20 protein-coding genes are annotated in these 22,109 nt (G+C 60.2%); 16 read left to right on the top strand and 4 right to left on the bottom strand.

Annotated features, from left to right (window positions below):
• Nucleotides 1-12: 12 nt before the first annotated feature.
• The 6 genes from odhB (at nucleotide 13) to BM267_RS11220 (ending at nucleotide 7,302) form a co-directional block, all read left to right on the top strand.
• Nucleotides 13-1,260 carry a 2-oxoglutarate dehydrogenase complex dihydrolipoyllysine-residue succinyltransferase gene (odhB, locus tag BM267_RS11245; protein ID WP_074780102.1) on the top strand — a complete coding sequence of 416 codons (1,248 nt, stop codon included), beginning with the start codon at nucleotides 13-15 and terminating at the stop codon, nucleotides 1,258-1,260.
• A gap of 101 nt (nucleotides 1,261-1,361) precedes the next feature.
• On the top strand, nucleotides 1,362-2,798 hold the full coding sequence (gene lpdA, locus BM267_RS11240) for a dihydrolipoyl dehydrogenase (protein ID WP_074780099.1): 1,437 nt from the start codon (nucleotides 1,362-1,364) through the stop codon (nucleotides 2,796-2,798).
• A gap of 204 nt (nucleotides 2,799-3,002) precedes the next feature.
• Nucleotides 3,003-4,169: an ADP-forming succinate--CoA ligase subunit beta gene (gene sucC, locus BM267_RS11235; protein WP_036992520.1), complete on the top strand. Its 1,167-nt coding sequence runs from the start codon at nucleotides 3,003-3,005 to the stop codon at nucleotides 4,167-4,169.
• Complete coding sequence (gene sucD, locus BM267_RS11230) at nucleotides 4,169-5,050, top strand: succinate--CoA ligase subunit alpha (RefSeq protein ID WP_036992518.1); 882 nt, start codon at nucleotides 4,169-4,171, stop codon at nucleotides 5,048-5,050. The genes sucC and sucD overlap by 1 nt, the downstream gene beginning before the upstream one ends.
• Nucleotides 5,051-5,213: 163 nt before the next feature.
• On the top strand, nucleotides 5,214-6,524 hold the full coding sequence (gene brnQ / locus BM267_RS11225) for a branched-chain amino acid transport system II carrier protein (protein WP_036992516.1): 1,311 nt from the start codon (nucleotides 5,214-5,216) through the stop codon (nucleotides 6,522-6,524).
• 22 nt (nucleotides 6,525-6,546) lie between these two features.
• Nucleotides 6,547-7,302: a DUF599 domain-containing protein gene (locus tag BM267_RS11220; protein ID WP_051611327.1), complete on the top strand. Its 756-nt coding sequence runs from the start codon at nucleotides 6,547-6,549 to the stop codon at nucleotides 7,300-7,302.
• A 68-nt stretch (nucleotides 7,303-7,370) separates the two neighbouring features.
• Here the strand turns inward: BM267_RS11220 and BM267_RS11215 are convergent, their stop codons facing one another.
• Nucleotides 7,371-7,691, bottom strand: a complete 321-nt coding sequence (locus tag BM267_RS11215) for a hypothetical protein (RefSeq protein ID WP_036992515.1) — start codon at nucleotides 7,689-7,691, stop codon at nucleotides 7,371-7,373.
• Nucleotides 7,692-7,851: 160 nt separating this feature from the next.
• On the opposite strand from BM267_RS11215, the gene BM267_RS11210 reads away from it, so the two are divergent.
• From BM267_RS11210 to BM267_RS11180, 7 genes are all read left to right on the top strand, one after another.
• On the top strand, nucleotides 7,852-8,316 hold the full coding sequence (locus tag BM267_RS11210) for a PaaI family thioesterase (RefSeq protein ID WP_074780096.1): 465 nt from the start codon (nucleotides 7,852-7,854) through the stop codon (nucleotides 8,314-8,316).
• Nucleotides 8,313-8,750 (top strand): PaaI family thioesterase, encoded by a 438-nt coding sequence (locus BM267_RS11205; protein ID WP_036992513.1) that lies wholly within the window; start codon nucleotides 8,313-8,315, stop codon nucleotides 8,748-8,750. The genes BM267_RS11210 and BM267_RS11205 overlap by 4 nt, the downstream gene beginning before the upstream one ends.
• A 37-nt stretch (nucleotides 8,751-8,787) precedes the next feature.
• Nucleotides 8,788-9,792 carry a hypothetical protein gene (locus tag BM267_RS11200; protein WP_074780093.1) on the top strand — a complete coding sequence of 335 codons (1,005 nt, stop codon included), beginning with the start codon at nucleotides 8,788-8,790 and terminating at the stop codon, nucleotides 9,790-9,792.
• Nucleotides 9,793-9,880: 88 nt separating this feature from the next.
• Nucleotides 9,881-11,785, top strand: coding sequence for a molecular chaperone HtpG (gene htpG, locus BM267_RS11195; protein ID WP_074780090.1), 1,905 nt, complete (start codon nucleotides 9,881-9,883; stop codon nucleotides 11,783-11,785).
• 104 nt (nucleotides 11,786-11,889) lie between these two features.
• Nucleotides 11,890-12,675, top strand: a complete 786-nt coding sequence (locus tag BM267_RS11190) for a dienelactone hydrolase family protein (RefSeq protein ID WP_074780087.1) — start codon at nucleotides 11,890-11,892, stop codon at nucleotides 12,673-12,675.
• Between the two features lie 181 nt (nucleotides 12,676-12,856).
• Nucleotides 12,857-14,245 carry a hypothetical protein gene (locus BM267_RS11185; RefSeq protein WP_051611324.1) on the top strand — a complete coding sequence of 463 codons (1,389 nt, stop codon included), beginning with the start codon at nucleotides 12,857-12,859 and terminating at the stop codon, nucleotides 14,243-14,245.
• A 64-nt stretch (nucleotides 14,246-14,309) separates the two neighbouring features.
• A complete protein-coding gene (locus BM267_RS11180; protein ID WP_074780084.1) occupies nucleotides 14,310-16,106 on the top strand; it encodes an ABCB family ABC transporter ATP-binding protein/permease in 1,797 nt (598 codons plus the stop codon).
• 66 nt (nucleotides 16,107-16,172) lie between these two features.
• Here the strand turns inward: BM267_RS11180 and BM267_RS11175 are convergent, their stop codons facing one another.
• Both BM267_RS11175 and BM267_RS11170 read right to left on the bottom strand, forming a co-directional pair.
• Nucleotides 16,173-18,602 carry an acyl-CoA dehydrogenase gene (locus BM267_RS11175; RefSeq protein WP_074780145.1) on the bottom strand — a complete coding sequence of 810 codons (2,430 nt, stop codon included), beginning with the start codon at nucleotides 18,600-18,602 and terminating at the stop codon, nucleotides 16,173-16,175.
• A gap of 34 nt (nucleotides 18,603-18,636) precedes the next feature.
• Nucleotides 18,637-18,960 carry a hypothetical protein gene (locus BM267_RS11170; protein WP_136869814.1) on the bottom strand — a complete coding sequence of 108 codons (324 nt, stop codon included), beginning with the start codon at nucleotides 18,958-18,960 and terminating at the stop codon, nucleotides 18,637-18,639.
• 71 nt (nucleotides 18,961-19,031) lie between these two features.
• Between BM267_RS11170 and BM267_RS11165 the strand changes: the two genes are divergently transcribed.
• The 3 genes from BM267_RS11165 to queF are packed head-to-tail and all read left to right on the top strand — an operon-like array spanning nucleotide 19,032 to nucleotide 21,622.
• Complete coding sequence (locus BM267_RS11165; RefSeq protein ID WP_036992505.1) at nucleotides 19,032-19,967, top strand: ABC transporter ATP-binding protein; 936 nt, start codon at nucleotides 19,032-19,034, stop codon at nucleotides 19,965-19,967.
• Between the two features lie 2 nt (nucleotides 19,968-19,969).
• Nucleotides 19,970-20,746 (top strand): ABC transporter permease, encoded by a 777-nt coding sequence (locus tag BM267_RS11160; protein ID WP_036992504.1) that lies wholly within the window; start codon nucleotides 19,970-19,972, stop codon nucleotides 20,744-20,746.
• Between the two features lie 42 nt (nucleotides 20,747-20,788).
• Entirely contained in the window at nucleotides 20,789-21,622 is an 834-nt protein-coding gene (gene queF, locus BM267_RS11155; protein ID WP_074780077.1) for an NADPH-dependent 7-cyano-7-deazaguanine reductase QueF, read from the top strand.
• A gap of 41 nt (nucleotides 21,623-21,663) precedes the next feature.
• Here the strand turns inward: queF and BM267_RS11150 are convergent, their stop codons facing one another.
• Nucleotides 21,664-21,942, bottom strand: a complete 279-nt coding sequence (locus BM267_RS11150) for a DUF4404 family protein (protein ID WP_074780074.1) — start codon at nucleotides 21,940-21,942, stop codon at nucleotides 21,664-21,666.
• Between the last annotated feature and the right edge of the window lie 167 nt (nucleotides 21,943-22,109).

Here is a 22,109-nt window from a genome sequence, read left to right as displayed (position 1 = left end):
TAAGGATCGACAATGGCTATTGAAATCAAGGCCCCCACATTTCCCGAATCGGTTGCCGACGGTACTGTTGCAACCTGGCACAAGCAGCCTGGCGATGCCGTCAAGCGTGATGATCTGATCGTCGATATCGAGACCGACAAGGTGGTTCTGGAAGTGTTGGCCGAGGCTGACGGCGTATTGGGCGAGATCATCAAGGGCGAAGGCGAAACCGTACTGAGCGCCGAGCTGCTGGGTACCCTGAATGAAGGCGGCGCTGCTGCTCCCCAAGCCGCTGCCGCCCCGGCCGCTGCTCCGGCTGCCGCCGCTGCACCTGCTGCTTCTGCCGCCACTGACAGCGAAGGCGACGAGCAACTGCTGAACCCCGCAGCCCGCAAGCTGGCCGAGGAAAATGGCCTGAACCCGGCGGACATCAAGGGTACCGGCAAGGGTGGTCGCATCACCAAGGAAGACGTGCTCAACGCCATCGAAGCGAAGAAATCTGCTCCGGCCGCAGCCGCTGCACCGGCTGCCAAGCCTGCTGCTGCCGCTGCGTCCAGCGTGGTGCTGAGCGAAGGTGACCGCGTCGAGAAGCGCGTGCCCATGACCCGCCTGCGCGCCCGCATCGCTGAGCGTCTGGTCGAAGCACAGTCCAGCATGGCCATGTTGACCACCTACAACGAAATCAACATGAAGCCGATCATGGACCTGCGCAAGAAGTACAAGGACCTGTTCGAGAAGAAGCACAACGGTGTGCGTCTGGGCTTCATGTCCTTCTTCGTCAAGGCTGCTACCGAGGCGCTGAAGCGCTATCCGGCAGTCAACGCCTCGATCGATGGCAAGGACATCGTCTACCACGGTTACCAGGACATCGGCGTTGCCGTATCCAGTGATCGCGGCCTGGTGGTGCCGGTACTGCGTAACACTGAATTCATGAATCTGGCACAGGTCGAAGGTACCATTGCCGAGTACGGTCGCAAGGCGCGTGACGGCAAGCTGTCCATGGAAGAAATGACTGGCGGCACCTTCACTATCTCCAACGGTGGTGTGTTCGGTTCCCTGTTGTCCTCACCGATCGTCAACCCGCCACAGGCGGCGATCCTGGGCATGCACAAGATCCAGGATCGTCCGATGGCCGTTGACGGTCAGGTGGTGATCCTGCCGATGATGTATCTGGCGCTGTCCTATGACCACCGCCTGATCGATGGCAAGGAAGCGGTGAGCTTCCTGGTCGCCATCAAGGAACTGCTGGAAGACCCGGCGCGCATGCTGCTGGACATCTGATCCAGCATCGGTGTCAGGCTTCAACGCATCAAGCGGCAAGCTGCTGGTGGCGATCCCACCGGCAGCCTTGAGCACATAGCTGCAAAAAGAGGAATTGGTTTATGAGCGATAAATTTGATGTAGTGGTCATCGGTTCAGGCCCGGGAGGCTACGTAGCCGCTATCCGCGCTGCCCAGCTGGGTCTCAAGACAGCCTGTATCGAAAAGTACAAAGGCAAGGATGACAAGCTGGCCCTGGGTGGCACCTGCCTGAACGTGGGTTGCATTCCTTCCAAGGCGCTACTGGACAGCTCCTGGAAATACCATGAGGCAAAGGATGCATTCCAGGTTCATGGCATCAGCACTGGCGAAGTGAAGATGGACGTCAGCACGATGATTGGCCGCAAGGATCAGATCGTCAAGAACCTCACCGGCGGTGTTGCCGGGCTGCTCAAGGCCAATGGCGTCACTGTTTACCAGGGTCACGGCAAGCTGCTGGCCGGCAAGCAGGTCGAAGTCACCAAGGAAGACGGCAGCAGCGAAGTGCTGGCCGCTGAAAACGTCATTCTGGCTTCCGGCTCCCGTCCGGTCGAAATTCCGCCGGCTCCGGTGGATCAGAAGATCATCGTCGACTCCACTGGTGCCCTGGACTTCGAAGCGGTTCCGGCACGTCTGGGCGTGATCGGCGCTGGCGTCATCGGTCTGGAGCTGGGTTCGGTGTGGTCCCGTCTGGGTGCGGAAGTGACCGTCATCGAGGCGCTGGACAAGTTCCTGCCCGCAGCTGACGAGCAGCTGTCCAAAGAAGCTCTGAAAATCTATACCAAGCAGGGCCTGAAGGTGCTGCTGGGCGCGCGCGTCACTGGCAGTGATGTCAAGGGCGAGGAAGTTACCGTCAAGTTCACTGATGCCAAGGGCGATCAGGAAATCACCTTCGACAAGCTGATCGTTGCCGTTGGCCGTCGTCCGGTCACCACCGATCTGCTGGCTGCCGACTCCGGTGTTACCCTGGACGAGCGCGGCTATGTCTACGTCGACGATCACTGCGCCACCTCGGTACCGGGCGTGTACGCTATCGGTGACGTGGTGCGCGGTCTGATGCTGGCGCACAAGGCGTCGGAAGAGGGCGTGGTGGTTGCCGAGCGCATCGCCGGTCACAAGGCTCAGATGAACTACGATCTGATCCCGTCCGTCATCTACACCCATCCGGAAGCCGCCTGGGTTGGCCAGAACGAGCAGCAGTTGAAGGCCGAAGGCGTTGACGTCAACGTCGGCGTGTTCCCCTTCGCTGCCAGCGGTCGTGCCATGGCTGCCAACGACACCAGCGGTTTCGTCAAGATCATCGCCTGCGCCAAGTCCGATCGCGTACTGGGTGTACACGTAATCGGCCCGAGCGCGGCCGAGCTGGTACAGCAGGGCGCCATTGCCATGGAATTCGGCACCAGCGCTGAAGATCTGGGCATGATGGTCTTTGCGCATCCGACCATGTCGGAAGCGATGAAGGAAGCTGCTCTGGCAGTGAATGGTCAGGCCATTCACATCGCCAACCGCAAGAAGCGCTGAAGAATCTTCCCGGTTGCTGCCGGCAGGTCCCGCAGGGGGCGTGCCGGTAGCCTGGTTGCCATTCACAAGGCAAGGTCAACGGATTGACCATCACCCCTGGGAGGGTGAACCGGTGTGTCGGGTTTCTGATCCGGCAGCCTGACTGGTGGCGGTGGTGCGGTAGGGCCATCGTTATTGAATTCATATGAACAACGGTACAAAAGAATGAACCTTCACGAATATCAGGGGAAGCAGCTGTTCGCTGAGTACGGCCTTCCCGTCTCCAAGGGCATTGCTGTCGAGACTCCCGAAGCAGCTGCCGAGGCGTGCGATACCATTGGTGGTACTGAGTGGGTGGTCAAGGCCCAGGTGCATGCCGGTGGTCGTGGTAAGGCTGGCGGTGTGAAGCTGGTCAAGAGCAAGGAAGACGCCAAGGCCTTCGCTGAGCAGTGGCTGGGCAAGCGCCTGGTGACCTACCAGACAGACGCCAATGGTCAGCCGGTTGCCAAGATTCTGGTTGAATCCTGCACTGATATCGACCAGGAACTGTACCTGGGTGCCGTAGTGGACCGTTCCACTCGCCGTATCGTGTTCATGGCCTCCACCGAAGGTGGTGTTGAAATCGAGAAGGTCGCCGAGGAGACTCCCGAGAAGATCCTCAAGGCTACCATCGACCCGCTGGTTGGGCCGCAGCCCTACCAGGGCCGTGACCTGGCTTTCAAACTGGGCCTGAAGGGCGACCAGATCAAGCAGTTCACCAACATCTTCGTCGGTCTGGGCAAGCTGTTTGCCGACTACGATCTGGCGCTGCTGGAAATCAACCCGCTGGTCATCAAGAAAGACGGCAACCTGCACTGCCTGGACGCCAAGATCAACATCGATGCCAACGCTCTGTACCGTCAGCCCAAGCTGCGCGCCATGCACGATCCGTCCCAGGACGATCCGCGTGAAGCCCACGCTGCCCAGTTCGAACTGAACTACGTGGCGCTGGACGGCAACATCGGCTGCATGGTCAACGGTGCTGGCCTGGCCATGGGTACCATGGACATCGTCAACCACCACGGCGGCAAGCCGGCCAACTTCCTCGATGTTGGCGGTGGCGCAACCAAGGAGCGCGTAACCGAAGCGTTCAAGATCATCCTGTCCGACACCAATGTGGCTGCGGTTCTGGTCAACATCTTCGGCGGTATCGTTCGTTGCGACATGATTGCCGAAGGCATCATTGGTGCAGTCAAGGACGTAGGTGTGAAGGTGCCGGTCGTGGTACGTCTGGAAGGCAACAATGCTGACCTGGGCGCCAAGGTCCTGGCCGAAAGTGGTTTGAACATCATCGCTGCAACCAGTCTGACCGACGCTGCAGTACAGGTCGTGAAAGCGGCGGAGGGCAAGTAATGAGCATCCTGATCGACAAGAACACCAAGGTAATCTGCCAGGGTATCACTGGTTCCCAGGGTTCCTTCCACACCGAGCAAGCCATCGAATACGGCACCAAGATGGTTGGTGGTGTTACTCCTGGTAAGGGCGGTACTACTCACCTGGGTCTGCCCGTGTTCAACACTGTTGAAGAAGCGGTCCAGGCTACTGGCGCTGAAGCAACGGTTATCTATGTTCCGGCCCCGTTCTGCAAGGACTCCATCCTTGAAGCCGCTAACGCTGGTATCAAACTGATTGTCTGCATCACCGAAGGTATCGCTACCCTCGACATGCTGGATGCCAAGGTCAAGTGTGACGAACTGGGCGTGCGTCTGATCGGGCCGAACTGCCCGGGCGTGATCACCCCCGGCGAGAGCAAGATCGGCATCATGCCCGGTCACATCCACCTGCCGGGCAAGGTCGGTATCGTGTCGCGCTCCGGCACCCTGACCTATGAAGCGGTCAAGCAGACCACTGACGCCGGTTTCGGTCAGTCCAGCTGTGTTGGTATCGGTGGTGACCCGATCCCGGGCTCCAACTTCATCGACATTCTGGAAATGTTCCAGAACGACCCGCAGACCGAAGCGATCGTCATGATCGGCGAGATCGGTGGTAGCGCTGAAGAAGAAGCTGCCGCCTACATCAAGGCCAATGTGACCAAGCCGGTTGTGTCCTACATCGCAGGTGTTACTGCTCCGGCAGGCAAGCGCATGGGTCACGCTGGTGCGATCATCTCCGGCGGCAAGGGTACTGCCGACGAGAAGTTCGCCGCACTGGAAGATGCTGGCGTGAAGACCGTGCGTTCGCTTGCCGATATCGGCAAGGCACTGTCGGAACTGACCGGCTGGGCAATGAAGTAATACTTCTGCGCCATTAAAAAGCCCCGCTTCGGCGGGGCTTTTTTGTGGGTGCGATAGGCGCTGTTCCACTGCAGGGCGGGTCAACATGGGCCTTTGCCCTTCTGGCTGTTTATAATGCCGGTGATTTTTGCCTGTACCGGGCAGACTGCACAGAAGAATTTCGATGAAAACACTATCTCCGGCTAACCTCATAGCCCTTGGCTTTATGACTTTTGCCCTGTTTCTCGGGGCTGGCAACATCATCTTTCCACCCAGTGCCGGCCTGTCCGCTGGCGTGAACATGTGGCCCACGGCCGCTGGGTTTCTGCTGACCGCGGTAGGCTTGCCATTGTTGACGCTGGTGGCCCTGGCCCGGGTGGGCGGTGGTATCCAGGAACTGACTGCGCCGCTGGGGCGCCTCCCGGGACTGTGCCTGGCCGTCCTGGTTTACCTGTCCATTGGGCCGCTGTTCGCTACGCCGCGCACGGCGGTTGTATCTTATGAAGTCGGCGTCGTCGGTCTGGTAGGTGACAGTTGGCAGACCTTGTTGATCTACTCGCTGCTGTACTTTGCCGTGGTGCTGGCGTTGGCGCTCAAGCCCGGCCGGCTGGTGGACAACATCGGCAAGTTGATCACTCCGGTGTTGCTGCTGGCGTTGGTGGTTCTTGGGCTGTCTGCGGTGCTGTTCCCTCTGGGCGAGGTGGGCGCGCCCATACCGACCTATCGCGACAGCCCACTGGTCGAAGGTGTGCTGCAAGGCTATCTGACCATGGACGCGCTGGGCGCCCTGGTGTTCGGTGTGGTGATCACCCGGGCGATTCGGGACCGCCAGGTGCAGGAAACCCATATCATCACCCGGTACACCGTTATCGCGGCGATCATCGCGGCGATTGGTCTGGCCCTCGTCTACCTTGCCCTGTTCCAGCTCGGCGGTACCAGCAGTGCGCTGGTAGAGCCCGGCGCCAATGGCGGTGAGATTCTGGCGGCGTTCGTACAGCATCGTTTCGGCAACCTCGGCAGCCTGTTGCTGGCAGTGGTTATCACGCTGGCCTGCCTGACCACCGCGGTGGGGCTGATATCTGCCTGTGGCGCCTTCTTCAGCCGCGAGTTCCCGGTCAGTTATGCGCAGGTGGTCTGGGTCTTCACCATCTTCTGCATGGCGGTAGCCAACCAGGGGCTGGACAGCCTGATCCGGGTCTCCATTCCGGTGCTGGTGGGGCTGTATCCGCTGGCGATCGTGCTGGTATGTCTTGGTCTGTTCATACCCGGCTGGCAGCGCCCGCAAAACATCATGCGCCCGGTGATGCTGGTGGCCCTGGTCTTTGGCATCATCGATGGCCTGAAGGCCGCCGGGTTCATCGAGCGGGACGTGGCCTGGCTCAGTTCACTGCCATTCACCTCACAGGGGCTGGGCTGGCTGGTGCCGGCTATCATCATGCTGATCGTGGCATTGGTGGTTGATCGCCTGCGCCACCCCAGGGGGCAACAGGCTTGATGGCATGTTTGAAGGAGAGGGAATGACCGGGCTACCCGATGCGGGATCGCTGTGGCTGAATCTCGCGGCACTGTGCTGGTTCATGTTCTGCTGGGTGGGCTACACGCGTTATGCCTGGCATCGGGGACGCGATACGCCTTGCCTGGCGAGTGTGTTGCATCTGTATCGCAAGGATTGGATGAGCCGGCTGCTGCTGCGTGAGCAGCGCATCGCCGATGCCAGCCTGATCAGCAACCTGGAGCGCAATACCTCGTTCTTCGCCTCCAGTACGTTGCTGATCCTGGCGGGTCTGATCACGGTGATGGGGGCCAGCGACCAGGCGCAGAATCTGCTGCACGATCTGCCCTTCGTGGCGCCGGTCAGCCGCGAGGTCTCGGAGATGAAATTGCTGATCATGCTCGGCATTTTTGTCTACGCCTTCTTTACTTTCTCCTGGGCCATGCGCCAATACAACTTTGCCTCGGTGCTGTTCGGTGCGGCGCCGCTGGTAGGGGAGAAGCATGTCAGTGAGATCGAGCGTAAGGCCTTCACCAGTCGGGCGGCCAAGGTGTTGTCCAAAGCAGCGCACTCGTTCAACCTGGGGCTGCGTTCCTATTATTTCGCCCTGGCGACACTCAGCTGGTTCATCAATCCCTGGGTGTTCATGATGATGACCACCGGCGTGGTGTACGTGTTGTACCGCCGGGAGTTTCGCTCTGCTGTACTGGAAGTGCTGATGGCGACGCCGACCCACTTTCCCGAATCGTCGGCCGAAGAGACCGCGAAACCGGAGCAGTGAGTGGTAGAAACATTACCGGCCGCAGAAGCGGCCGGTAATGTCGTGGGATTACAGCAAATGAGCCAGCTTTATTCGGTCACAGCGGCCTTGATGTCCTCACCTTTCTCTTCCAGGTAAGCAGCCGAGTCGTCATAGGCTTCACCGATCCGCTCACCGGCTTCATCAAGATTTTCTTCGATCCTTTCCCCGGTGGTAGGTTCGTTGTTGAAGGTCTGGTCGGCCTTCTGCTCGATGGCCTCGCCCGCATCCTCGGCAGCGTCACCCATGTTTTCCATCGCATCGGACATCGACTCCTGGGCCGACTCCATCTTGTCTTCCGGCTCATCCTGGCAGGCTGCCAGCAAACCGAAACTAGCTATCAGGACGGCAGTTGCGCAAAGCTTTTTCATCTGATTCTCCAAGTGATGATTCACGAGAACTTAGTCCAACCGGAACGGCAAGAGTTCCCGCTGCGCTTAAATGAAGTCGGATATCGCCGCTGCTTTGGCGCCAACATGCCGCGATCTGTTAAAATCCATCCACTTTTACCCTGTCCGGTATGGATAACCTATGACCATCGAACAACGCGCGCAGAGCTTCCTTTCCGTGCTGCGCCACTGTCAACTGCTCGGCATGACGGTAGAACAGGCTGACGAGAACGGGCTGGTGATCAAGCTGCCCTACAGCGACCTCATCATTGGTAATCCGGTGACCGGAGTGGTCCATGGCGGGGCCATCACGACATTGATGGATACCTGTTGCGGTATATCGACGGTCTGTTATCTGGATGAGTTCGAGATCTGTCCGACGTTGGACCTGCGCATCGATTACATGCATCCGGCTGAACCCGGAGCGCCGATTTTCGGTTTTGCCGAATGCTACCGGGTGACCCCGACAGTGATCTTTACCCGCGGGGTGGCTTATCAGCAGAGTCGTGAAGAGCCGCTGGCCCATGTTGTTGGTACCTTCATGCGCATGGGCAAGGGAACGATTGATAGCCAGCAGGTGCCGGCTGCGTCGGGAGGAACAGCATGAACGAGCATATCGAACAGCTGGTGCGGGATGCCCATGAGTCCGGTGACTACATGCCGCTGATCGCGGAAATTCCTTACGCCCGCATGCTCGGGATACGAGTGATGCGCCTCGGTGAGGAAATGATCTTTCATCTGCCGATCAAGGCTGACAACATCGGTAACCCGATGCTGCCGGCGCTGCACGGTGGCGTGCTGGCTGGATTCATGGAGCAGGCGGCGATGCTGCACCTGATGACTTCCATGCATAGCCAGACCTTTCCGAAGATCATCGACTTTTCCGTGGATTATCTGCGGGCCGGGCTGTCGCGTGATACCTATGCCACCTGCCAGGTATGGCGTCAGGGCCGCCGAGTGGGTAATGTGGCCATTACCGCCTGGCAAACCCGCTCGGAAGAACCGGTAGCCACTGCGCGAGCGCATTTCAAGCTGGATTGAACCAGACATTCTGGCGCCAAAAGGAGATAGTCGAGACATGGAAGCCTTGATGATATTGGCCGGTGGGCTGTTGTTGGTGCTGGGCTGGTTCTGGTTGGTGATTGCAGCCATCCGTCTGTCCGTCGGCCGCATGCTGGTGGCCTTGTTTCTTGCTCCCCTCACTCTGTTTCTGCGTGGCCGCGGCTATCCGACCTGGCCGCGTTTGCTGTTGTTGCTGGGTATCGTCAGTCTGGTGGTCGGTACCCTTGAACTGCAGCGCCAGCAGCCCGAGCGGCTGGATCTGCTGTTGAGTGGCCACTGGTCCGCCGCCGCGCCGGCCACCAGCGATCTGCAGGGCACCATCATGGGGCAACCCTTTGTTCCCGAGCGGATAGTCTGGCGTGGTGAGGATCTGGTTTTCGAGGAAGGTCCGCCAGAGCGGCTGCGCCGGGTGCTGACCATTCGTTTCGCTGGCGCTCGCAGCTTGTTGCAGGAGCCTGTGGTCCAGCGTCTGCCCGGTGACGAGGGCGAGTGGCCCGAGCTGGTACTGCAGTGGTACTCAGGCGCGCTGGCGGCGCCGGGGCTGCGCAAGGTAGTGGATGACTACAGCCTGAGCCTGGATTTCGGCGAGCCGGTGCAAGGGCGGGTCGAGGGGCGTATCCACCTGCATCTGCCGACCATCTACAGCACCTGGCTGACCGGTCGCATTGAGTTGGCGTCGGTACCGCCATGGTTGCTCGAACGCGAGCAGGCCGAGCAGCTTGCGCAAGAACAGGCAGCCGCCCATGCCGCTGCAGCTGTCGCTCGGGAGGAGGGTCGACAGCCAGGGGAGGAGAAGGAATGGCAAGAGCTGAGCCTGCTGGCACTGATTGACGAGCCCGCGCTATTCAGCGGCTCGGCGGTGCGTCTGACGACCTGGTCGGGCCGGGTGCATCTGGGTACCTTCCGTGAGCTCAGCGCGGAACAGCGGCTGATTCTCGCCCAGGCCCGGGGCGCGGATCGGGTCGAGCTGCATTTTCATCCGCTGGACATTCGTATGATCGAGTCGCGCGCCACGCCTTGAAATACGACCGCAGCATCCCCATCAAGGATCCATCCGCCCGCCCACGCGTGGGCCAACAATCCTTGTGAAACATGGAGATACTGCAAACATGACCGTGGAAGCCCAAAAGGAAACGCTCGGATTCCAGACCGAGGTGAAGCAACTGCTGCACCTGATGATCCATTCGATGTACTCGAACAAGGAGATCTTTCTCCGTGAGCTGATTTCCAACGCGTCGGACGCATCGGACAAACTGCGCTTCGAGGCGATCGCCAAGCCTGAGCTGCTGGAAGACGATCCGAACCTGCGTATCCGCATCAGCGCTGACGAACAGGCGAAGACGCTGATCATCGAGGACAACGGCATCGGCATGTCCCGCGATGAAGTCATCAGCCATCTGGGCACCATCGCCAAATCCGGCACCGCTGCCTTCATGCAGCAGTTGACCGGTGACCAGAAGAAGGACGCCAGTCTGATTGGCCAGTTCGGCGTGGGCTTCTACAGTGCCTTCATCGTCGCCGATAAGGTGGAAGTATTTACCCGCCGGGCCGGCGCCAGCGCCGCTGAAGGGGTGCGCTGGGAATCGGCGGGCGAAGGCGATTTCACCATCGAGAATATCGACAAGCCCGAGCGCGGCACCCGTATCGTTCTGCATCTCAAGGCAGACGAGAGCGAGTTCGCCGATGGCTGGCGCCTGCGCAACATCATCAAGAAGTATTCCGACCATATCTCCCTGCCCATCGAGCTGCCGAAGCAGCAGATGGGTGAAGAGCAGGACCAGCCGGCTGAGCCGGAGTGGGAAAGCGTCAACCGCGCCAGCGCCCTGTGGACCCGTCCGCGCACCGAGGTCAAGGAAGAGGAATACCAGGAGTTCTACAAGCATGTTGCCCACGACTTCGAGAACCCGCTGAGCTGGAGCCACAACAAGGTCGAAGGCAAGCTGGAGTACACCAGCCTGTTGTACGTACCGGGTCGTGCACCGTTCGATCTGTACCAGCGCGAGGCGCCGCGGGGCTTGAAATTGTATGTGCAGCGCGTATTCATCATGGATGACGCCGAGCAGTTCCTGCCGCTGTACCTGCGTTTCATCAAGGGTGTGGTCGATTCCAACGATCTGTCACTGAACGTTTCCCGCGAGATCCTGCAGAAGGATCCGGCCATCGACAGCATGAAGTCGGCACTGACCAAGCGTGTGCTCGACATGTTGGAGAAACTGGCGAAGAACGATGCCGAGCAATACGCCACCTTCTGGAAGGCCTTCGGCAGCGTGATGAAGGAAGGCCCGGCGGAAGACTTCGCCAACCGCGAGAAGATTGCTGGCCTGTTGCGCTTTGCTTCCACCGCGCAGAACGACGACAGCGAAGTGGTCAGCCTGGATGCCTATATCGAGCGCATGCAGGAAGGTCAGGACAAGATCTACTACCTCACCGGTGAGCGCTACAGCCAGGTCAAGAACAGCCCGCATCTGGAGATCTTCCGCAAGAAAGGCATCGAGGTGTTGCTGCTGACCGACCGGATCGACGAGTGGCTGATGAGCCATCTGAGCGAATACCAGGGCAAGCAGTTCGTCGACGTCGCCCGTGGCGATCTGGACCTGGGCAAGCTGGAAGGCGAGGAAGACAAGCAGGCGCAGGACGAAGTGGCCAAGGCCAAGGCGGACCTGGTGCAGCGGGTCAAGGATGTGCTCAAGGACAGCGTGGACGAGGTCAAGGTCTCCCACCGTCTGACCGACTCACCGGCGGTGCTGGTGGTCACTGAAGATGGCATGGGCCTGCAGATGCGCAAGATCCTCGAAGCCACCGGCCAGAAGGCGCCGGAAAGCAAGCCGATCCTGGAGATCAACCCGGCGCACCCGCTGCTGGACAAGCTCGATCAGGAACAGGACGAGGACCGCTTTGCCGACCTCACCCATATCCTCTTCGACCAGGCGGCCCTGGCCGCCGGCGAAGCCCTGCAGGATCCGGGCAGCTACGTACGCCGCCTGAACGCGCTGTTGGTGGAACTGAGCAAGTAAACCTCTGCGCGATAAAAACGCCCGGCCCGGATTTCCGCGCCGGGCGTTTTTTCTTTCCCCATCGTCTATTCTTGCTGTTCAACACTCCTGCAAGGGACATCTGCATGAAGAAGACACTCACCACTCTCTTGATGACCGCGACGGTCGGGTTGGCGCAGGCGGATATGATTACGCACACAGTGGATTACGAAATCGATGGCGAGGCCTATCAGGGCTTGCTGGTGTATGACGAGGCGGTGACGGAGCCGCGTCCGGGTCTGTTGATGGTGCCGAACTGGATGGGCGTCACCGACAACGCGGCGAAGAAGGCCTACCGTGCTGCGGGTACCGATTATGTGGTGTTCATCGCTGACCTGTATGGCCGGGATATTCGCCCGACCGATGCGAAGCAGGCGAGCGCGGCGGCGGGGGAGGTACGTTCTGATCGTGCCGTGATGCGCAAGCGGGTCAATGCCGCTCTGGAAGTCTTCAAGGCGCAAAGCGATACGGTCGCGCTGGATACCCAGCGGCTGGGCGCCATCGGCTTCTGTTTCGGCGGCACGGCGGTATTGGAGCTGGCCCGCTCGGGTACCGAGATCGGCGGCGTGGTGTCCTTCCACGGTAATCTGGATACGCCGGACCCGGATGCTGCCAAGGCTATCCGGATGCCGCTGTTGGTGCTGCATGGGGCGGATGATCCCTACGTGCCGCCGGAGCAGGTGGCAGCCTTCGAACAGGAAATGCGCAACGCTGGCGTGGCGGACTGGCAGTTGCTCAGTTACGGCGGGGCAGTGCATTCGTTCACCGACCCATCGGCCAACGTGAAGGGCCAGGCCCAATACCATCCGCGGGTCGCTGAGCGCGCCTTCATGCAAATGCGCAGCTTCTTCGGCGAAGTGCTCGCCGACTGAAGTCGCCGGTGCTATGCATAATGCCATCGCGACTTCACCTTAACGGGTGATATTCAGCGAACTGATGAAGAGATGATGCGACTAGAGCTTTCATCAGCTCCCCATCAATAATACGAACAAGCAGCGAAGGCCAGGTAAGGCGAGATCGCGCACCGATAACAATAAACGATGGAGATGGATCATGTCGCAACCTGAACTGCCCGGCTGGCGCTGGGGACCCTTTACCTTCCGCTTGCCGTTCTACCACACCCGGTTGTACTGGCCGGAACTGTTTCAGGGCATCTTCATTGCTGCGGCGACGGGGTTATCCCTTATTCCGCTGATGACCATGTTCTTCGGTCTTACCTTCGAGGAGGCCGTTGCCGCCTCGATGATCCATTCGATTCTGATCAGCTCAGCGTTGATCGTGTTTGGTGAGCCCTATGCGCCGGGCTGGCTTACCCCTGCGCTACCGCTGGCGCTGGCCTTTGCCATCGGCGCGGGGGACGATCCGACGCTGCGACTGCAGGCGATGACGGCGCTGTCGCTGGATTTTGCGCTGTTGCTGTTCGTGCTGGGCCTGACCGGCCTGGGCAAGAAGTTCGTCATCTGGCTGCCGGATACTCTCAAGGCCGGGATCATCCTGGGGGCCGCCCTGGCTGCGCTCAAGCGGGTATTTATCGATGACGCCGAGCGTTTTCTCCTGCAGCAACCTATCGCCACCACCTTGGCCTGCGCGGTGTGCCTGATCTTTGCCTTTTCCCTGCCGATGCAACGGCTCAAGGAGAAATACCGCTGGGTTGCCATGATCGCGGCGCTGGGGCTGCTGCCGGGCTTTGTCATCGCCGGGATTGTCGGGCCGCTGGTGGGAGAGGTCGCCTATGACGTGCAGTGGGGTTTTTTAATCCCACCGGTCGGCGATATGTGGAACAAGATGTCGCCGTTTGCCATTGGTTTCCCGGACATGAGCATGATGATCCAGGCCATGCCGCTGGCCATCATCACCTATGTCATCCTGTTCGGTGACCTGGTGACCGGCAACGAAGTGATCCGCGAGGGCCTGAAAGAGCGCAACGATGAACACATCGACATCAATCCGACCCGTTCGCATTTCGCCCTGGCCATCCGTAACGCAGTGATGGGTATCAGCGCACCGTTTTTCCCCACTCAGGGGCCGATGTGGACCGGCGTTCACGTGATCATCATCCAGCGCTGGAAGCAGGGTCGGCAGACCATGGATAGTCTGCACAGCGGGCTGATCTCCTATTACGGCATGGGCATCCCGATTCTGTTCTTCCTGTTGCCACTGGTAACCGGCCTGCAGCCGCTGCTGGGCATCGCGCTGTCGTTGACGCTGGTGCTGACCGGTTTTGCCTGCGCCTATATCGCCATGGCCATTCCCAAGAACAACGCGTCGCGGGGCGCGGTGCTGTTGATTGGTGCGGGGCTGGCCTTCTTCGAGCCCTGGGTAGGCCTGCTGTTCGGTGTGTTGACCACACTGCTGCTGGTGGGCTGGGATCGCAGCGTTGAGCCGATTCCCGAGGAGCATGAGGAAGCGCCGGCACCGGTGAAGCTGGAGGCCGAAGGCTAGAGCAAATAAACAGGCCTCGGGATGATAGACTGCCGTCTCGGCACAATCACCCGAGGCCCTTGCATTGCGACCCAGTAGCGACAATTCCTATGCCGGTGGTCCGGTCAACTGGCGGATCATCCGCAGTCTCCTTCCCTATCTGAGTGAGTTCCGTGGCCGGGTGGCCCTGGCCATGACCTGTCTGTTGCTGGCCAAGCTGGCCGGGGTGGCGGTGCCCTGGATGCTAAAGCTGATTGTCGAGCATTACGAGGCAGTCACCGATGCGCTGATCCTGGTGCCGGTGGCGTTGCTGACGGCATATGGCCTGCTGCGTTTCTCCACAGTGTTCTTCTCCGAATTGCGTGATGCGGTGTTCGCCCGGGTAGCCGAGCGGGCAATGCGGCGGGTATCGCTCAAGGTATTCGAGCACCTGCACCGGTTGGATCTTGGCTTTCATTTGTCGCGCCGGACCGGTGGACTGGCGCGGGATATCGAGCGCGGTACCAGTGGCATCAGCTTTCTGTTGCGCTTCATGGTGTTCAATATCCTGCCGACCTTGCTGGAAATTGGCCTGATCACTGTCATTCTGCTGGCCAACTTCAGTCCGGTGTATGCGTTGACGGTACTCGGTGCGGTGGTGGTTTATAGCCTGTTCACCATTGCCTTTACCGAATGGCGCAACCGCTTCGTGCGTGAAAGCAATCAGCTCGACAACCGCTCCAATACCCGAGCAGTGGACAGCCTGCTGAACTATGAAACGGTGAAGTATTTCGGTAACGAGCCGTTTGAGGCCAGGCAGTACGACGAGCACCTGGCTGGCTGGGAATCAGCGCGGATGAAGACTCGGCTGTCGTTGTCAGCGCTGAATTCGGGGCAGGCACTGATCATTGCCGGCTCGGTGACGCTGATGATGGTGCTGGCGGCGAACCAGGTGTCCGCTGGTAGCATGACGCTGGGTGAGTTGGTCATGATCAACGCCTACATGATCCAGCTGTTCGTTCCGCTGAATTTCCTCGGTTTCATCTACCGGGAAATACGTGAAGCGCTGATCAATATCGAGCGTTTGTTCGGATTGCTGGAGGCGCCGGTCAAGGTGGCTGATGTGGATGAGGCGGCGGCGCTGCGGGTTGAGGGCGGCACGGTGCGCTTCGAGCACGTCAATCATTCTTACACGGCGGAGCGGCCGATCCTCAAGGACGTCAGCTTTACGATTCCGGCCGGCCAGACGTTGGCTGTGGTCGGCCCCAGCGGCGCCGGTAAGTCCACACTGGCGCGGTTGCTGTTTCGCTTCTATGACGTCAGCAGTGGCGGCATCACCATTGATGGTCAGGATATCCGCACGGTGACCCAGCGCAGCCTGCGCCAGGCCATCGGCGTGGTGCCGCAGGATACCGTGCTGTTCAATGACAGCATCGGTTACAACATTGCCTACGGTAAGCCGGGTGCCAGCGATGAGGAAGTCTGGGCGGTGTTGCGCATGGCGCAGCTGGAAGACTTTGTCCAGCGTCTGCCCGAAGGCCTGCAGACGCAAGTGGGGGAGCGGGGGCTGAAGCTGTCCGGCGGCGAGAAACAGCGTATCGCCATCGCCCGGGTGCTGCTCAAGGACCCACAATTGCTGATCCTCGACGAGGCGACCTCGTCACTGGATACGCATTCGGAGCGGCGGATTCTGGACGCGCTGAACCTGGTATCGCGGCGGCGTACCACCCTGGCCATTGCTCATCGGCTGTCAACCATCACCCATGCGGAGCAGATCCTGGTGCTGGACCAGGGGCAGGTGGTGGAGCAGGGCACGCATCAGCAGTTACTGGCGGCGGGCGGAGCCTATGCGCGGCTGTGGGCAGAGCAGCAGCGTGAGGGGGAGGACACCTCCGAAGCCTGAGCACCATGGCTAGCCGGCAACACCGCTGGGCCGGGATAGACCCCGGCCCGCCGTGAACACCCTGGCTCAACCGGGTCGCATTTCCTCCTGTGAAAAATCATCCACCTCAATGACCGCCCGGCGGGCCAGCCGGGCATCACGCAGCTTCTGCGCTTCATCGGGGCTAAGGACGCCGCTTTCGGCCGCGACCGCAAGATCATCGGCTGCACTTTCATGTTCCAGTTCACCGGAGCGGATCGCCTTGCTCAGGCGGTGCTCGATCGGGTCGGCGAGGATGACCTTGTCCAGCGTGTCATTGAGCAGACCGGTGGCATCGTCCGGATCGCTGCTGCGGTAGCAGCCAGCCAGCAGGCGGTCGCGTGAGGCGCCGGGGGTCATCAACCGACGCGCGACCTCACCGCCGGTGCGGTCGGACGGTGGCTTGAGACGCCGGCCCAGCGGGAAGATCAACACCCGTAGAGCGATACCCATGCAGCGGTCCGGGAAGTTCAGCAGGATCTCGTGCATGGCCTGTTCGATCTTCGCCAGCAGGTCCTCCACTCCCCAGCGCAACAGCGGCAGATCTTCTTCCGGTTCGCCCTGGTCGTGATAGTGCTTGAGCGTGGCGCTGGCCAGGTAGATGAAGCTGAGCACGTCGCCCAGCCGGGCTGACAGCCGCTCGCGCCGTTTCAGCTCGCCACCCAGCATCAGCATGCTGGTATCGGTCAAGGTAGCGAAGGCCGCGCTGAGGCGTGACAGCTGCCGATAATAAGCACGGGTGTCGTCGTTGCCCGGAGTTTTCACCAAAGCACCGCAGGTCAGGCCCAGCAGCAGGCTGCCGGCGGCGTTGCCCAGGGCGTGACCGATGTGTTCGAACAGCAGTCTGTCGAAGCGCGCGATGGCGCGGTCCTGGTCCGGGTCCTGGGTGGCCTGCATTTCCTGCAACACGTACGGGTGGCAACGAATCGCACCCTGACCGAAGATCATCATGCTACGGGTGAGGATATTGGCCCCTTCCACGGTGATGGAAATCGGCACCGACTGATAACCGCGGCCGAGGTAATTCTTCGGCCCCATGCAGATGCCCTTGCCACCATGCACATCCATGGCGTCGTTGATGCATTGGCGCATACGCTCGGTGAGGTGATACTTGACCACGCCGGACAGCACGGCAGGTTTCTCGCCCAGGTCCACCGCGCCAGCGGTCATGGTGCGGGCTGCGTCCATCACATAGGTATTGCCACCAATGCGCGCGAGCGCTTCCTGTACGCCTTCGAACTCACCGATGGGCAGGTTGAACTGCCGCCGGATACGGGCATAGGCCCCGGTGGTCATGCTGGTCATCTTCGCCGCGCCGGTGCTGCCGGCCGGCAGGGAAATCGAACGCCCCACGGCCAGGCAATTCATCAGCATCTTCCAGCCATGGCCGATCATCGGCTGGCCGCCGATCAGGTAATCCATCGGAATGAACACATCCTTGCCGGAGTTCGGCCCGTTCATGAAGGCCGCATTGAGCGGGAAGTGGCGCCGCCCGATCTCGACGCCCTCGGTATCCGTGGGAATAAGTGCCAGGGTGATGCCTAGGTCTTCCTGATCACCCAGCAGGCCGTCGGGATCATAGACCTTGAATGCCAAGCCGAGCAGCGTGGCTACCGGGCCGAGGGTGATGTAGCGCTTCTCCCAGGTCACGCTCAGGCCCAATACCTCTTCCCCTTGCCATTGCCCCCGGCAGACGATGCCCCGGTCCGGCATGCCGCCGGCATCCGAGCCGGCTTCGGGAGAGGTCAGGGCGAAGCAGGGTACTTCCTGCCCGGCCGCCAGGCGCGGCAGGTAATACTGCTTCTGGTCGTCGGTGCCGTACTGCATCAGCAGCTCGGCAGGGCCCAGGGAGTTGGGGACCATCACTGTGGATCCCAGATCGCCACTGCGGCTGGCCAGCTTCATGGCGACCTGTGAATGAGCGTAGGCTGAGAAGCCCTTGCCGCCGTATTCTCTGGGGATGATCAGGCCGAAGAAGCCGTTGCCCTTGATGAAGTCCCAGACCGGCGCCGGCAGGTCCTGCAGTTCGGTGGTGACCTGCCATTCATTGGTCATGCTGCAGAGCTCTTCCACCGGTCCATCGAGAAAAGCCTGTTCCTCTGCGGTCAGGGTGGGCATGGGGTAGCTGTGCAGTCGGTTCCAGTCGGGGCGACCACTGAAAATCTCGCCGTCCCACCAGACGGTGCCGGCATCCAGCGCTTCCTGTTCGGTATCGGAAATCGGTGGCAGCACCTTGCGAAACCAATGGAACAGTGGGGTGGTAATGCTGCGGCGGCGCCAGTCGGTCAAGTTCAGCGGAATTGCAACGCCGAGGAACAGCGCCCACAGGATGACATCCAGCAGCCAGTGGACCGGACCCAGCAGGGTCATTGCCAGCAGGTAGACGCCGACGACCAGGCAGCCGTTCAGCAGGCCGCTGCGTACCCAGGCGAGCACGGTAACGAGAAGTATCAGGCCCAGCAGCCAGAGCAGGGTCAACATGAAGCACTCCTTCAGGGTGGAAATCCAGCTTTCAGCATAGTCGGTCTGCCGTCACTATGTGGCTGGGGCTGTAACGGGATATCACCTGGGAGGAGGGGCAGGAAAGGAAAAAGGGCAACAGCGCAGGTCTGTTGCCCCGGTAGGGCAGAGTATCAGGGCTCGATATTGGCCGTATCGTATTTTTGATGGTACGGCCAGCAAGATAGTAGTGGAAGCAGGCCCAGATATTCATCAGCGATGCGGCGATCAGCGCATAACGCAGGCTGTCCATGCCGTAGGCTGTGTTCATGAGATCACTGGCCAGGCCGGTCAGTTGCGGGCAGAAACCCAGACCGAACAGTGTTATCAGTATCACCGTGAGGCTTGAATCCGCGGATTTCGCCCCCATATCGTCGGGCTGATCCATGAATTGATTGAGGGGCATGCATGACGACGGCAGCAATCACAATCCGCGGGCTCGAGAAAACCTACCCCAACGGCATGCGTGCGCTCAAAGGGCTAGATCTGGATGTGGGGCAGGGCGACTTCTTCGCCTTGCTCGGTCCCAACGGTGCAGGCAAGTCCACCACCATCGGTATCCTCTCTTCCCTGGTCAACAAGAGTGCCGGTAAGGTGAGCATCTTTGGCCATGATCTGGATACCGACCTGATAGCCGCCAAGCGTTGCATCGGCGTGGTGCCACAGGAGTTCAACTTCAGCCAGTTCGAGAAGGTGCAGGATATCCTGGTCAACCAGGCCGGCTATTACGGGATCCCTGCGGGTGAGGCGCGGGAGCGGGCCGAGCATTTTCTCCGCCGCCTGAGCCTGTGGGACAAGCGCGATGTGCCCACGCGCATGCTGTCGGGCGGCATGAAGCGCCGGCTGATGATCGCCCGGGCGTTGATCCACGAACCTCGGCTGCTGATTCTCGACGAGCCGACCGCCGGTGTGGATATCGAAATCCGCCGCTCGATGTGGCAGTTTCTCGAGGAGATCAACGCCCAGGGTGTGACCATCGTCCTGACCACGCACTATCTGGAAGAGGCTGAACAGCTGTGTCGCAACATCGCGATCATCGACGGCGGGCAGATCATCCATAACACCAGCATGCGCAAGCTGCTCAAGCAGCTGCATGTCGAGACCTTTCTGCTCGATTGCCGCGACGCGATGGAGCAGGCACCGGCGCTACCGGGTTTCCCCTGCGTCCTGGCGGATGACCACACGCTGGAGGTACAGGTGGACAAGGAACAGGGGATGAATAGCCTGTTCGTCGAACTGGCCGCGCAAGGTATCGAGGTGCTGAGCCTGCGCAACAAGAGCAACCGCCTCGAGGAACTGTTTCTCGGCGTGGTGGAAGGCAATAACGACAAAGGAGCGGCTTGAATATGGGTCATCGGCGCAGCAGCTGGATCGCCTTCATCACTATTCTCAATAAGGAAGTGCGGCGCTTTTCCCGTATCTGGCCGCAGACGCTATTGCCGCCGGGTATCACCATGGCCCTTTACTTCGTCATCTTCGGCAACCTGATCGGCGGCCGGATCGGTGAAATGGATGGTTTCGCCTATATCGATTACATCGTGCCGGGGCTGATCATGATGTCGGTGATCACCAACAGCTATTCCAACGTGGTGTCGAGCTTCTTCAGCACCAAGTTCCAGCGCTCCATCGAAGAATTGATGGTGGCACCGGTGTCGCCCCATGTGATTCTGCTGGGCTACTCCCTGGGTGGCGTGGCGCGGGGGCTGGCGGTGGGGTTGATCGTCACGCTGATGTCCCTGTTCTTCACCCGACTACAGGTGCAGCATATCGGTTTGACCATTGGCGTGGTATTTCTCACCTCGCTGGTATTTTCGCTTGGTGGCTTTATCAACGCGGTGTATGCCCGGAATTTCGACGATATCTCCATTGTGCCGACGTTCGTGCTGACGCCACTGACCTATCTGGGCGGCGTGTTCTACTCGATCAGCCTGCTGCCGGAGTTCTGGCAGAGCGTGTCGCTGATCAATCCGATCCTGCATATGGTCAATGCGTTCCGCTTTGGTATTCTCGGTGTGTCGGATATCAATATCGGGATCGCACTGATTTTGATGGTCGTATTCGCGCTGGGGCTGTACCTGTTCAGCTATCGCCTGCTGGTGCGGGGCACCGGGCTGCGACAGTAGTCATCGATTATTGACCTGACCCTAACTAAAGGAGACTCGCAGATGCATCCGGCAGAGCAATCGCCCCTCGGTAAGTCCAGCGGCTACAACGGCATCTATACCCCGTCGCTGCTGTATCCGATCTCGCGCCAACCCATCTGGCAGGACCTCGGGGTGGACCCGCAGCAGTTGCCGTTCCATGGGGTGGATGTATGGAACAGTTACGAGGTCTCCTGGTTGACGCCGTCGGGCAAGCCCGAGGTGGCGGCGGTGGAGTTCACCTTCCCGGTGACGGCGAATGCGCGCATTGTCGAATCCAAATCCTTCAAGCTGTATCTGAACTCCTTCAACCAGACGGTATTCAGTGATCGCGCTGATGTGCTGCGAACGCTTGAATCTGACCTGAGCGTGACCGCGCAGGCGCCGGTGATGGTGCGGGTACTGAACGTGGGTCAGCTGCAGCAGGAAGGCATCGGGCGCTTGCCGGGTGAGTGCCTGGATGATCTGGATGTGACGATCGACACCTATGAGTACATGCCGGAGCTGTTGCAGTGCGTTTCCGGTGGTGGTTGGGCGCGGGAGACCCTGTACAGTCACCTGCTCAAATCCAACTGCCCGGTCACCGGGCAGCCGGACTGGGGCAGTGTGATGATCAACTATGCCGGGCCAGCGCTCGATAAGGCCGGCCTGCTGCGCTATCTGATTTCATTTCGTCAGCATGGCGACTTTCACGAGCAATGCGTCGAGCGGATTTTTCTCGATGTGCAGCGGGTGCTTGGTGATGACTGCGAGCTGACAGTCTATGCGCGGTATCTACGCCGTGGTGGGTTGGATATCAACCCCTGGCGTTCGACCCGCGCCGGTATGCCGGACAACATGCGGCTGGCGCGCCAGTAGGGTGGACAGCCTGCCCGGCATGGTGCAGGGCAGGCTTGGGGTCAAATCCCCATGTTCGACAGACTCTGCACGACATTCTGCAGGGTTGCGGCCAGGGTGGGGTGGCGCTCGGAGAACTCCTCGATCAGTAGATTGACGCTGTCGACCAGGCTGGGGTCGGCCACGCCCTCTTCGCCGGCTTCGCTGACCAGCAATCGCGCTTCGATATTGTCCGCCAGGGCCTGCACGGCGCTGCGTTCTTCCTCGCTCAGAGTGACGTCCGGATCGTTCAGTGTCTGCTGCAGGGACTCAAGCTGGGCTTGCAGTTGTTCATCTGCCATGGGGGCTCTCCTCGGTAAGATCCTGACCACACTATAGCGCTGCGCATGGGAGACGTCTGCCTGCCGGCTGGCATTCCCGATGTCACGATCGACCGAATTCATCACAAAGTCACTGGTCGAGCAGCCTGTTTGGATTACAATGGCGGCTTGCAGCGTGGTATTGCTGT

Source organism: Halopseudomonas bauzanensis (assembly GCF_900114735.1).
GTDB lineage: Bacteria > Pseudomonadota > Gammaproteobacteria > Pseudomonadales > Pseudomonadaceae > Halopseudomonas > Halopseudomonas bauzanensis.
The sequence above is the reverse complement of the archived record's forward strand: the minus strand, read 5'-3'. Positions and strand labels throughout refer to the sequence as shown.